This window comes from Gracilibacillus massiliensis (genome assembly GCF_001458115.1).
In the GTDB taxonomy this organism is placed as follows: domain Bacteria; phylum Bacillota; class Bacilli; order Bacillales; family Amphibacillaceae; genus Gracilibacillus; species Gracilibacillus massiliensis.
Genome location: NZ_CZRP01000010.1, coordinates 236,321 through 249,667 on the forward strand (window position 1 = coordinate 236,321; position 13,347 = coordinate 249,667).

The 13,347-nt window shown below is 35.5% G+C and carries 14 protein-coding genes; 4 read left to right on the plus strand and 10 right to left on the minus strand.

Annotation, left to right across the window (positions count from 1 at the left end):
- Positions 1-8: 8 nt before the first annotated feature.
- The 5 genes from BN3107_RS03315 to BN3107_RS03335 form a co-directional block, all read right to left on the minus strand.
- On the minus strand, positions 9-704 hold the full coding sequence (locus tag BN3107_RS03315) for a hypothetical protein (protein ID WP_058306220.1): 696 nt from the start codon (positions 702-704) through the stop codon (positions 9-11).
- Between the two features lie 63 nt (positions 705-767).
- On the minus strand, positions 768-947 hold the full coding sequence (locus BN3107_RS03320; RefSeq protein ID WP_058306221.1) for a DUF3976 domain-containing protein: 180 nt from the start codon (positions 945-947) through the stop codon (positions 768-770).
- A gap of 13 nt (positions 948-960) precedes the next feature.
- Positions 961-1,344, minus strand: a complete 384-nt coding sequence (locus tag BN3107_RS03325; protein WP_058306222.1) for a hypothetical protein — start codon at positions 1,342-1,344, stop codon at positions 961-963.
- Between the two features lie 23 nt (positions 1,345-1,367).
- Entirely contained in the window at positions 1,368-1,571 is a 204-nt protein-coding gene (locus BN3107_RS03330; RefSeq protein WP_058306223.1) for a helix-turn-helix transcriptional regulator, read from the minus strand.
- Positions 1,572-1,669: 98 nt separating this feature from the next.
- Positions 1,670-2,326: a reverse transcriptase-like protein gene (locus BN3107_RS03335; RefSeq protein WP_058306224.1), complete on the minus strand. Its 657-nt coding sequence runs from the start codon at positions 2,324-2,326 to the stop codon at positions 1,670-1,672.
- A 129-nt stretch (positions 2,327-2,455) separates the two neighbouring features.
- On the opposite strand from BN3107_RS03335, the gene BN3107_RS03340 reads away from it, so the two are divergent.
- From BN3107_RS03340 to BN3107_RS03350, 3 genes are all read left to right on the plus strand, one after another.
- Positions 2,456-3,085, plus strand: coding sequence for a LysE family transporter (locus tag BN3107_RS03340; RefSeq protein WP_058306225.1), 630 nt, complete (start codon positions 2,456-2,458; stop codon positions 3,083-3,085).
- 154 nt (positions 3,086-3,239) lie between these two features.
- Entirely contained in the window at positions 3,240-3,914 is a 675-nt protein-coding gene (locus BN3107_RS03345) for a hypothetical protein (protein WP_058306226.1), read from the plus strand.
- Positions 3,915-4,172: 258 nt separating this feature from the next.
- Positions 4,173-5,504, plus strand: coding sequence for an amino acid permease (locus BN3107_RS03350; RefSeq protein ID WP_058306227.1), 1,332 nt, complete (start codon positions 4,173-4,175; stop codon positions 5,502-5,504).
- A 92-nt stretch (positions 5,505-5,596) separates the two neighbouring features.
- On the opposite strand, the gene BN3107_RS03355 is transcribed toward BN3107_RS03350, so the two are convergent.
- The 4 genes from BN3107_RS03355 to BN3107_RS03370 form a co-directional block, all read right to left on the minus strand.
- Positions 5,597-7,846 carry a glycoside hydrolase family 95 protein gene (locus BN3107_RS03355; protein WP_058306228.1) on the minus strand — a complete coding sequence of 750 codons (2,250 nt, stop codon included), beginning with the start codon at positions 7,844-7,846 and terminating at the stop codon, positions 5,597-5,599.
- A 40-nt stretch (positions 7,847-7,886) separates the two neighbouring features.
- Positions 7,887-8,819: an aldo/keto reductase gene (locus BN3107_RS03360; RefSeq protein WP_058306229.1), complete on the minus strand. Its 933-nt coding sequence runs from the start codon at positions 8,817-8,819 to the stop codon at positions 7,887-7,889.
- Positions 8,820-8,835: 16 nt separating this feature from the next.
- Positions 8,836-9,669: an amidohydrolase family protein gene (locus BN3107_RS03365; protein ID WP_058306230.1), complete on the minus strand. Its 834-nt coding sequence runs from the start codon at positions 9,667-9,669 to the stop codon at positions 8,836-8,838.
- A gap of 89 nt (positions 9,670-9,758) precedes the next feature.
- Positions 9,759-10,772 carry a zinc-binding alcohol dehydrogenase family protein gene (locus tag BN3107_RS03370; protein ID WP_058306231.1) on the minus strand — a complete coding sequence of 338 codons (1,014 nt, stop codon included), beginning with the start codon at positions 10,770-10,772 and terminating at the stop codon, positions 9,759-9,761.
- A gap of 142 nt (positions 10,773-10,914) precedes the next feature.
- Here BN3107_RS03370 and BN3107_RS03375 point away from each other — a divergent pair, with 142 nt between their 5' ends.
- Positions 10,915-11,775 carry an AraC family transcriptional regulator gene (locus BN3107_RS03375; protein WP_058306232.1) on the plus strand — a complete coding sequence of 287 codons (861 nt, stop codon included), beginning with the start codon at positions 10,915-10,917 and terminating at the stop codon, positions 11,773-11,775.
- Between the two features lie 179 nt (positions 11,776-11,954).
- On the opposite strand, the gene BN3107_RS03380 is transcribed toward BN3107_RS03375, so the two are convergent.
- A complete protein-coding gene (locus BN3107_RS03380; RefSeq protein WP_058306233.1) occupies positions 11,955-13,151 on the minus strand; it encodes a class I SAM-dependent rRNA methyltransferase in 1,197 nt (398 codons plus the stop codon).
- Positions 13,152-13,347 lie beyond the last annotated feature (196 nt).

Sequence of the window (13,347 nt, forward strand, 5' to 3'; positions counted from 1 at the left end):
TCTTTCTCTTATTGAAACCAGCTTTTTATCGATTCTATAACTTTTTGGAAGAAATTCAACTCTTCTTCATTACTGTTATCCTCTTCAGTCTTAAGAGTTTTCACATTACTTTCCTCTGCAGTGTTTAATGGCCGCAATTCTAATGTTGATGCTTTACTGCCTTCGATCACATTGATTAAACCTTTGCCATATTTATCATATAATACTTGAGCATTACCTTCAGAATAAGGGTCAATTCCTATTTCAATCTTTGTATTAATGATATCGATGCCGGTATTGTATATACTAAACTCATCATACTCCAATCCATCTTCATTTATCTTATCTTGTTTTTCCATTAACTCTTGTTCAGTATAAGCTACTTGCTTGAAGGAAACTTCTGCTGGTTCTTCTATAAGACTTTCTATCTGTTCTTTATGGTGGTTCGAGAGTTCCTCGGTAAATAAAAATACCAGTACGCCTAGGTCCCTTTCTTCTCGATCAATATACATACCTGCATATGTGTCAGACACGTTTGCATCAATATAATCTAATACCTTTTCTCTAGCTTGAGTATGATTAGGATCTACGCCATCTTCTTCCAACTCTACTATATCTTTGGTCAGTCCCTCTGAACCTACTTCTGCTCCTACGCTATCTGCAGGTAAATTAAGTAGGATGATCACCATGATAAAGCTAATCCATTTTGCAAGCTTAAAACTCATATTTATCTCTCCTCTATACTTTTGCCCTATTAGATGTTGGTTTAAAGAAGAAGTTACAAATAATCAATTATTTGTCCACACCACTATTATAATCGTTGCTACAAAGGTGAGAACAAACAATGTGATCAGTTGATAAAAACCTTTTCGGGTTAATGCATTATGTTTATCACGATTTTTCTTTGAAATAAAAAAGCTAATAATCGCACCGACAACTACTAAAATCACCCAGAAATAACTAGTCATATAATAGAACCTCCTAGTATCTTTTTGACAAAACGACAAATGAAACAAAGACCGTCATTATTGTTAAGGCAGCGATCATACAAACTACTTGATACGCTGTTACATCCAAGATCTTAAATTGTAAAAGAGTCATCAGGATGATTAAATAACCTAAATTAATGAAATAACTAAAAAACATGCCTCTTTCTTTTATCTTCTTGGTTCTCTCATCGTTTTTTACAAACTGAGGCGCTAAGTAAGCATTAGAGAAGGACATTACAGTCATGGCAATCAGCATAATATCATGCCCTGCGGGGAAAACTCCCGTACTAATGGTAGCCCAATTAAATAACAGACTTAATAAAGTAAACATAATTCCAAAAATGAAAAATAATTTGCGATCATATTGTTTTTCCATGGTATTACCTCCTAGCATTTGTACTAAAGATCTTCCTTTTCTAAAATAAAAACCTCTTCGACTGTACTGTTAAAACACCGTGCAATTTGAATAGCAAGTGGTAGTGATGGATTATATTTTTCTCGTTCAATGGAAATGATTGTTTGGCGGGAAACATCCAACATATCTGCCATCTTCTCTTGTGAGATGCCTTGCTCTTTCCTCAGTTGCTTCATCCTATTTTTCATTCACAGTCCACCTTTCCATATAGCCATTCTAATGTAAAGCGACCTTTACCGTCAAGGTCGCTTTACATTAAGGCAAAAAAATAAACTAGCGTGTTTCTCTAGTTTATTTTTTTCGTACTATTTATTTCAATATGTTTTAACGCTTGGGAGGCTAAATGGTCTGCTTTTCGATTATCTTTGCGAGAGATTGTTTGATAGCTAGGTATAATGCATAATTGATTCAATTCTTTTTCGATACGATCTGCCCAGTTTGATAAAGATTCTTCTAGACACGGCCATTCTCCACTTAATTGATAGATCACGACCTTCGAATCCCCTAAGAAGTGGACAGGCATATGTTGCACACCTAATTCTTTTAATTCCTTTATTGCGAGATGAAGCGCCGCATACTCTGCTTCATTATTTGTTTCGATCTCTTCAATTAAAGCATTTTTTCGAAGACGATAGGTAGATCCATTTTGGCTATAATAAACTAAACAACCAAGGCCCGCTTCTTTTGTGCTTAGATCATATCCACCGTCAAAATATACCTTTATATCATGGGGTTCTGTTTCAATTTCTGCTATAAACTTTTGTAGTTCTTTCGCTGTCCATGTTGTTTCATGGTCATCGATGAATTGGAGTTCTTTTGCTCTTTGTAATCTATCTAAATCCTCTGCTATTTTTAAAGCATGCTCTACTGATAAAAAATCAGACTCAAAAGAAGTATCCACTCCTTTTGGTGTACGATATTTTACGATTAGTTTTACATTCATCCAATCGACCTCCTTACCTAAGTATTGGAATCGTTTATCTGTATTATACAGCAGAAAAGATTCGTAGACATATCTCTTCATTTGCTCAATATAATATATGGTACAAGCTATTCGTAAGGAGTGAATCGATTGGGCGTATTTCTTAGTTATGTATTCTTAGGTTTATCTTTAGCAGCGCCATTAGGTCCGATAAATGCTGCACAAATCAACCATGGTATCAGAAATGGTTTCTTACATTCTTGGATGGTCGGACTCGGGTCACTATTAGGCGAAATCATATTCATATTAGGTGTTTTTTTTGGAGTCGTTCACTTCTTAGAGACACCTTTTATGAAGACGTTCTTATGGTCGTTTGGCGCCTTTGTTTTACTTTACACCGGAATAGAAAGTATGCTGTCCACTAAAACAGTAGACAGTATCGAAGAAAGAACCAAAGATTCATTGTCAAAAACATTCCGTTCTGGCTTTCTTATTACGATAAGTAATCCCCTTTCTATTTTATTTTGGTTAGGCATTTATGGATCCGTTTTAGCTAATACCATTGATAAATATGATCACCTGCACCTCTTTTGGTACGGAGCTGCCATTTTAATTGGCGTTATGATCTGGGATGTTACAATGGCGCTTGTTTCCAGTTCCTCAAGACACATGTTTTCCACTAACACATTAAAACTGATTTCTACTATTACAGGACTATCGCTTATTGGTTTTGCGATATACTTTGGTTTCCAAGCAGTCCAATTAATATTTAAACTTTAATTCAACTAACAATTTACCATCTCCCTTAATAGTTATTTTAGACTATTATCTAAATTACTTTTTGAGAAATTTAGCATATAATACCCATTGCAATATCCGATATATAATTGTAATATATTTCCGAATATAAAATAAGGAAATAAAGGAGATTTATATGAAAAAAATATACTTATTATTACTATTTCTTCTAGCTATGTTAGTTGCTTGTCAAAACGAAGAAACCGATCAAAACGATGTACAATCAGAAGATACCGAAGAGACAACTACCGACAGCGAAGAGTTAGAAAGCGACTCTGAAACAGCAGAGGAAGAAGAGGGACAAGAAGAGGCTGAAATCCTAGAACCCTCAAATACTTCAGATACGAATGAGGAAACTATTGAGATCGTAAATTTATTGGACAGCCCTAAAGAAATTCAACATCCAGATCTAGATGTAACAATTACGTTAGAGGAAGCATTCTTTACAATGAAGGCCACGCCAACTGGTGATAACCCTAAAGATTCGAGAGAAATCATCGCTACAGATAAAGAAATATATTTCCAAGTCATTGCTTCTATATTAAATGATACTAAAGACTCCTTTTCGTTCGGAAATAGTTTAGGTGATGCCAAAGTCTACTTGGTATATGATAATGAACATGAATTTGATTTAACTGCAAGCGCTGAGACGAATGATGGCAATGAATTCGGAGCTTCTAGTGCTGAACCATTAACTACAACAACGGCGCACTATTTCAGAAATATACCAATTGCAGCATATGAAACAGATAAGGCATTGGCATTAAAAATTGTTGTAGGAGAAGAAGAATATAACATTGAATTGAGATAAAGTGAAACTTCTATCAATAGGAGTTCTAAATTACTCTAATTTTTAAGATAGGATTACGAACAGTTACGCCATGATACATTCTATACTATAAAACATTTAGAGGTGAAAAGCTTAATTATTTTCACCTCTTTTTCTTTATAAAGATTATCATTGTACTAAACATCTAGCAGCCTCTAAACCTAATTATTATAAAGTTTTTAACATGAAATCTTTCTCTTTATCCAATACTAAGCGAATTAACGGATAAGGAGTATTTTTATGAGCAATTTTAAAAATCAATTGGCCTGGTGGCAACTAGCGCTAACTGGTGTCGGATGCACAATTGGAACGGGATACTTTCTAGGTTCAAGTATTGGTATTTCTCTAACAGGACCCTCGATTGTACTTTCTTTTCTATTCGCAGCAATTGGCACGTATATTGTATTTAACTTATTAGCAAAAATGACAGCCGCCGATCCTCAAGAAGGTTCATTTTGCTATTATGCAGAAAAGGCTTATGGAAAATGGGCAGGATTTAGTTGTGGCTGGAATTATTGGTGTTCAAGTATTCTTATCATGGGAAGTCAATTAATTGCTTTATCGATCTTAACGAAAGAATGGTTTCCAAATATACCACTATGGGTGTTTGCTACTATCTATGCCGTATTATCTATTCTTGTAATTTTACTTGGAACCAGAGGTTTTGATCGCATTGAAGATTTTTTGGCGATTATTAAAACTGCTGCCATCCTTATGTTTATTATCATCGCTGTTGTTGCTATTTCAGGAGGCCTATCAGGTGGACCTAAATCTTCACCAGGAATACCTACTAGTATAGAAAAAATATTTACTGGTAATTATCGTGGATTTTGGGCCTCACTTATTTACGCTTTTTATGCTTTTGGAGGAATAGAAGTGATTGGATTAATGGCGATCCGATTAAAGAAAAAAGAGGATGCACCCAAAGCTGGAGTAGTTATGTTAAGCCTACTTTCCATTATCTATCTTATATCACTTGGTTTAACTGTTACAATGGTGTCGGTAGATCAATTCGACCCAAATGAAAGCCCTTTTGTAACAGCATTATCCGACTATTCCCTGTCGATTTTTCCTGATCTCTTTAATGGCGCTATTATAATTGCCGGGTTTTCGACGATGACAGCGGCTTTATTTGGTGTTGTCACTCTATTAGTATCCTTATCGAAAGATGGAGATGCTCCAAAAATATTTTCCAACAAAATAAAGAAGTTTAAAGACTTGCCCTTGCCATCTTTATTACTAGCAACGATCGGTTTATCTGCTTCTATTATTACCGCTTTATTGCTACCAGAGAAAATATACGAGTATATCACAACTGCTGCTGGGATCTTATTGCTATACAATTGGGCATTTATTATTATCTCATCGTTACGTGTTTTAGATGGGATCAAATTTATCAATAAGGTAATAGCGATATTAGGTTTGCTGTTACTTTTCGCGGCAGTTTCAGGTACTTTAATGGAAAAAAGTATTCGTCCAGGTTTTTGGGTGAGTTTATGTATAATTGCGGTTATTGGTTTGGTTACGATTAAGTTTGACAGAAAAAAAGTGTATGAACCCAAAAGAAGCTGACAATTAAGCCAGCTTCTTTTTAATAAATTGGTCTTATGCTATTGGTTAGTCGCTGCACACTTATTAATACAGAGCACTTTTTAATTTAAGAATTAATTCTCACTAAAAGTAAGGGGATATGTCTGACCAGCAATCGTTTCAAATTCTTTTCTTTCGTTATTATATAATACGACACATTTTTCGCCCTCCAAAGAATGAATCACAGCTTCTTTCAATTCACCCTTATCCCAAGACAAGTCGACTTCGAATCCACCTCTTGCTTTTAGACCAGTGACTTTTCCTGTTGTCCATTGCTTAGGCAGTGCTGGAAGAAGGTGTAACTCTCCATTATGGCTTTGTAGCAACAATTCTGCGATGCCCGCTGTGCCACCAAAATTTCCATCGATCTGAAATGGTGGATGATTATCAAATAAATTTGGTAGAGTTGAAGACTTTAGCAATTCAAGAATATTCTGATAAGCTAATTCTCCCTCTTGTAAACGGGCCCACATGTTAATAATCCAGGCACGACTCCATCCTGTATGTCCGCCACCAGATTGTAACCTTCTTTCTAATGTCACTTTTGCTGCTTCAGTCAGCTCCGGTGTATGGTTTGGTGACATTTGTTTTCCTGGATACAAAGCAAACAAGTGTGAAATATGACGATGACCAGGTTCTTCTTCATCATAATCTTCTAGCCATTCTTGAATTTGACCATGCTTTCCTATTTTCGGTTTTGGTAATTTATCTCTTAATTCGAGCAATTGCTCTCGAAATGTCTGATCAATGTCTAAAATCTCACTAGCTTCTATACAACTAGTAAAAAGAGCAAATATAATCTGACTATCCATTGACGGCCCTTCACATAAGGTTCCTTTTTCACCATTTGGTAAAATGTACGTATTCTCAGGTGAAACAGACGGAGTTGTTATTAACAATCCCTCTTCATTTTCAATTAAAAAATCAACAAAAAATAAAGCAGCTTCTTTTAACGTATCATAGGAATCATCCAAAAATTTCACATCACGTGTAAACTCAAAATGCTCCCACAAGTGTAAACAAAGCCAGGCAGCACCCATTGGCCAAATTGACGCAGGCATGTAAATGTCTTGTGGGGCGGTGTCCCCCCATATATCCGTATTGTGATGGGCAGTAAAACCACGACATCCATACATACTTTCAGCCGTTTTTTTACCATTCGTTTTTATTTTCTCGATATGTTCAAATAGTGGATGATGCAATTCAGATAAATTACAGATTTCTGCTGGCCAATAATTCATCTGCGCGTTAATATTAATAGTGAATTTACTATCCCAAGGCGGCAACATTTGTTCATTCCAAATCCCCTGTAATGTTGCTGGTAGCGAATTTGGGCGACTAGAAGATATCAGTAAATAACGTCCGAATTGAAAGTAAGTGCTTACTAAGGATAGGTCTTCATTACCTTCTTTCACTAAATCTAAACGTTCGTCTGTCGCCAAATCGGCATCTTCTTTGTTATCGTCACCTAAATTTAACGTTACTCTCTTAAATAGCTTCTGGTAATCTTCTATATGATTTTGCAGCAACTCTTGGTAAGTGTTTACCGATGCTTTTTCAATCGTTTTTAAACATTGTTGCTCCGGATCCTCATAGCGATATGAAGTAGCTGCTGAGAGAATCAATGTTACAGCATTTGCTTTGTCAACAATTAAATGATTTCCCAGTGTTTTAACTGAGCCATTTTCTGCTATTGCTTTAACAGCACCTCGAAAGACAATACCGTCTTTCCCTCCTGTTTCTCCTCGCATGACCAATGAATTGTTTGATAATGCATCAAGTTCATCGTAGTTTCTTGCCTCTGCACGATCTAGCAATGTTTGAAATGAGATAGCATTAGCTCTAGTGGCGGTTAACCGTATCACCATTACTTGATCTGGATAGCTCGTAAATATCTCTCGTTTGAACCCGGTGTTTCCTATCGAATATTGCACTCTCGTAATCGCATGATCCAAATCTAATTCTCTCGAATAATTAGATAAATCGGAATCATCATGTTTCATATTTATTAGAAGATCACCCAGCGGTTCATAATGGCGCTGTGTTTCTGGTGTTCCTGTCAAGGTGAGTGCTGCCAAATCCTCTGCTTCTTTTAATCTTCCATCAGCTAATAATTTTCTAATTTGAGGTAAATGCTCCAATGCATCAGGATTATTTCGATCTCTTGGTCCCCCGTACCAAACAGAATCCTCATTTAATTGCACGCGTTCCTTATGAACACGACCGAAAACCATTCCACCTAATCTGCCATTTCCGATTGGTAAAGCTTCATTCCAATCGTTCGCTGGCTGTTTGTACCAGAGTCCTGTGTTTAGATCTTGCATAATTAATTGTACTCCCTTCCATATGTAACTGCTTTTTAATCTAGTAATTCCACTCTGCATTCCCACTTTGCCAGGTCTTATTATGAATAAGCTGAAGAATATCCAGAACTTCTGCTAATATATCCTGATTGATCGGTTCTTCGGTCCACTTAATATTTTTCGTTATGTTGTTTACACTAGCTGTGCTGACTAGTGTAGTGGGAATCGATTCATTTTGCGTTGCATACTGAATAGCCAATTTAGCAAGATCTTCACCTTGTGCTTCACAAAATTTGGCTGCTTGCATACACAGGTGCTGTATTTCCTTATCAGCCGGGTGCCAGCTCGCAACGTCACGCGAATTCAATAATCCCATCGATAATGGGGATGCATTCACTAATCCTACCTGCCTGTCTTCTAATAAAGGTAATAACGAAAGCAGAGATGTATCATTTAATGCATAATGACAATAGGAAAGGATAACATCTAAATCTACCTGCTTTAGCACTTTTTCAAAAATAATAAGTGGTAAACCAGATACACCCAAAAAACGAATTTTCCCTTGCTTTTTTAATTCTTCCAAAGCAGGTATACCTTCCTCTATTACCTGGTTATATGAACCAAATTCGATATCATGCAAATATAAGATATCTACATAATCCGTCCCTAGTCTCTGTAAACTTTCATCAACACTTTTAGTGATTGCTTTCTTAGAGAAGTCAAAATCATCTACACCAAATCTGCCTGCTTTTGTAGAAAGAAAATATTTATCACGGGGAACATCAGCTAATGCCTTACCTAACACCGTTTCCGCCTTTGTTAAACCGTAATATGGTGAAACATCAATCAAATTGATACCTTGATCAATGGCTGTATGTACCGTCTTGATCCCTTCCGTTTCATTGATTTCCCTAAAAACAGATCCTAACGACGATGCTCCATAACTAAGTACGGAAACATCTAATCCTGTTTGACCCAATTTTCTATATTCCAAAATATTTCCTCCTTTTCTATTGATTTAACTTGTAAAAGTCGATTGCATTTTGTCCAAAAATCAATTCCTTATCTGCTTTAGAAACATGATCAGGTAATGTATCATCTAATAAACGATAGACTTGATCATAGTTAGCGGCTAATAAACAAACAGGCCAATCACTACCATACATAATCCGATTAATGCCAAACACATTTACAATATGGTGGACGTAAGAGATAAAATCTTTAGTATCCCAGTTATCATGATTTGCTTCGGTCACCATTCCTGATAGTTTACAATAGATAGTTTCATAACTTGCGATTTCAGTCATTTGTGTTTTCCAAGGTTCTAACCTTCCATTTTCAATTTCTGGTTTCGCTATGTGATCAATTACTCCACGTACTTTTACACGTTTTAATAATTCGCAGACAGCATCAAGCTGATTCGAAGTAACTAACAAGTCGACTGGAAGATCGATTTCTGCAAAATAAGAGAATGCATTCAAGTATTTTTCAGTTAATATGATATTCTCATCAGGCATATCTTGAATCATAATGCGAATTCCTACAAATTTTGAATGTTTTTGAAAAGTCTCGAGCTGTTCTTTATAGGACGGATCATCAATATCAATCCACCCTACAACACCAACTATTGATTCTGAATGGTCACTCAGTTTAAGAATGTATTCCGTTTCCTCAATAGTAGGAGCTGCTTGAACTACAATCGTTTTATCAATCCCAGAATTCCTAAGATGTTTGATTAAATCTTCCTCCAGAAAATCGCGATATAGCGTAGGAATATCTGGCGTAATCCATCCATAATCACCTCTATTTATCTTCCAATAATGCTGATGTGCATCAATTCGCATGACTTTACCTCCTCAACATTTTATAGAATTCCATTGATCTTAAAACTAATTCCAGAATAAAATGTGCTATCCTAATGCTTATTTAGTGATTATATCTCAATCATCGCTTTCACAACACCATTCTTTGGTTTCAACCAACTTTCGAATTCATTGGGTAGTTCATCAAATTTCGATCGATGCGTGATAAAGCTCTTTGCATCAATGAAACCACTTTCAATCGATTGAATAACAAAGTCAAAATCTTCTCTAGTCGCGTTTCTGCTTGCCAGTAGTGTAAGTTCTTTTGCATGAAACAAAGGATCAGAAAAGGTAATATCAGATTTAACCAACCCTACATATACTAATTTCCCACCATTTGCTGGATATTGGAAAGCATCCATCATTGATTTACTATTTCCAGTGGCATCGAAAACAATGCTTGGCATATCACCATTCGTAATTTTCATCAATTGCTCAACAGGTTCGTTTAATACATTTATCGAAACGTCTACATCTGCCCATTGTTCAGAAAAAGCTAATCGTTCTTCATTGATATCCATTGCAATTACTTTAGCTCCTTTTTGCTTAGCAGCCTGCATTACTCCTAATCCTATAGGACCCGCACCAATCACTAAAGCAATGTCATCTTTTTGTAAATCAGATCGTCTCACTGCATGTGCACCGATACTTAATGGTTCTAGAATAGCACTTTGATCTAAAGTTAATTCTTTTGTTTTAATGAGATGATCACATGGAACAGAGATTTGTTCCGCCATCCCACCATCAAAGTGAACCCCCATCACTTGCATATTTGTACAACAATTTGTTAGTCCTTTTTTACAGGCAATACATTCACCACATTCCATATAAGGAATAACGGATACTTGATCCCCTTGCTCTAAACCATAAGAATTCTTTCCTACTGCCTCTATAACTCCTGCCAGCTCATGCCCTAATACTCGAGGGTACTCAAAAAATGGTTGATTTCCTGTAAACGCATGCAAATCTGTTCCACAAACCCCAATGCGTTTGATGTTGACAATAGCTTTATCCTTTTCAAGTTGCGGTTTTTCCTTATTTATTATCTTAAAAACTCTAGGTTCTTCACAAACAATCGCCTTCAATTACATATGCCTCCTATGTGTGTTCATAATGAAATAAATATATTGTATAAATATAGATTAACAAAAATAAATTGAAATAAAAATTGCATTTATTGCTTTATTTATACTGTTTTTTGATATATGGTAAAGATAGGTGATATTTATGAAAACGATTAAAAAAAATGCTGATTCCTTATTTCCTTTTTCTTTTGTTTATAAAGGCAGTAAAGAACCTCAAAATGAATTACCAACCCATATCCATGATTTTCATGAAATTATTTATGTTCACAAAGGGACAGGTACCTTTTTCATTAATAACACGCTCTATGATATGAACAAAGGGGATGTCTTTTTGATCCCCAACGATACGATTCATCATGCCGTGCCAAATCAAGATGATTTAGTTACTTCATCAGTCATCTTTTTCAGCCCAGCTTTAATACAATCGATACCAATTGACGAGAATTTTTCTTATTTGTCTATTATTGAAAAGATAAAAAAACACAAACATTATAAAATGTCTCTTTCAGAAAAGAAGCAAGTAACTTTTGAACAATTTCTAAATACTATCGAAAAGGAATTACGTGAAAAACAAACAGGGTCCTTACATGCAGCTATCTTAATTACCCATCAAATATTGCTTTTTTTATCTCGCTTAAGTATAGAGCAGATTGATAAAACAATTATGGAAGAAAATTATAATCGCTTTTGGATGAATGAGATATTTGCATTTATTGATCATAACCTTCAACGCAATATATCCCTAACTCTATTAGCGGAGAAAGCCCATGTTAGTCCAGCTCACTTTAGTAGAGTCTTTAAAGAAATAACAGGAATTGGCGTTACGGTATATTTAAGCAAAAAAAGAACCTATAAAGCGAAAGAGTTATTGTGGAACACGGATTATCCTGTTGCACATATTGCCGAAATAAGTGGATTTGACAGTACGCCACATTTTTATCGGACGTTTAAAAAATTTGTAGGAACTACTCCTTCCGGTTATCGGAAGAGTAGATTAAAGTAAATCAAGTGAGACTTCGATAAATGGGGGTTTTATGGACATTACACCGTGATAAACGCAAAAAGAATAGCAGCACTAACCTGAAGATCAGGTATGTGCTACTATTCTTAAATTCTAGAAATGCTATGTAATACGTTCCATATTAACAAAGCATTTCTGCAACTTTATTTATAGAAACGCCTTTAATTCAATACCTTGATAAATACCACTTTCAAATAATTAAATTCCGGATAATTATGTGGTACAGTGAAATCTTCTGGCAACTGATGCTCTTCAATAATCTTGTAGCGCGTATTCGTTTCCGTAAATGCTTTTTCAATAAAGGATTTAAACTTTTTCATGTTAAAGCTTGCATTATTGGTCGATGCAATAATTATTCCACCATCATTGGTGATTTTCAGAGTATCTTTTAATAGTTTCGGATAATCTTTAGCAGTACTAAATGTCATTTTCTTTGTTCGTGCAAAACTTGGTGGATCTAATACGACAACATCAAATTTCAAATCATGACGGACCGCATAACGAAAATAGTCAAAGACATTCATCACCTTAATGTCTTGTGCTTCATAATCAATTTCATTGACTGCAAATTGTTCAATCGTTTTTGGCAGGCTACGTTTTGCTAAATCCACACTCGTTGTCCCTGTCGCACCACCAAGAACAGCCGCTACAGAAAATGCACCTGTATAGGAAAATGTGTTGAGGATAGTATTTCCTTTTGAGTAGTGGTCACGTAATCTCTTTCGTACATTGCGTTGATCTAGAAAAATACCTGTCATTGCTCCATCATTTAGATCCACCGCAAACTTCATCCCGTTTTCCCAAACAATTAAAGGGAATTCTCCTTTTTCACCTAATACATAATCATCTTGTTCCAAGTATTGTCCATTTTTATTAAAACGTAATTTTTCATAGAGACCACGAACCTCTACAACTTCACTTAAAGCCTGATATACATCGTGACGGAAGGAGTAGATACCTTCACTATACCAACTCACCATATAAAAGCCGTTAAAAAAATCAATAATTAATCCGCCGATGCCATCTCCTTCGCCATTAAACACACGGAAGGCAGTTGTATCTTCTGCTTCATAAAAACGATTCCGCTTCGCAACTGCTTCACTTATCTTTTTAACAAAAAATTTCGTATCGATTTTTTCCTGTTCTTTACGTGTTAACACCCAGCCTATTCCTTTATTTTGCAAACCGTAATAAGCTGTTGCGGTATACTTACCAGCGGGATCCACTAAGCGTAAGATGCTCCCTTCTTCTATGTTTACTTCTGAAATATCCACAGCTTCTTTTGAAAGTAACGGATAGCCACTTGTAATAGTTTTAACGGACTTTGTATTTATTTTCACTTCTACTAACTGTCTCATATCGTCACCCTTGCTTTATGTTTTATTTTAATTATGTCATTATTTTATCGAATAAGCGAAAAAATGCATTTATTCATCTGCTGATTTCATTAAAACCTATAATTTATGCTCTATTTCGACAAAACTAATCTTATTGAAAATCATCACCTTTAATTATAGCAAAGGAAAAAAGCGTCTCAAAAGTTTTAATCTACTA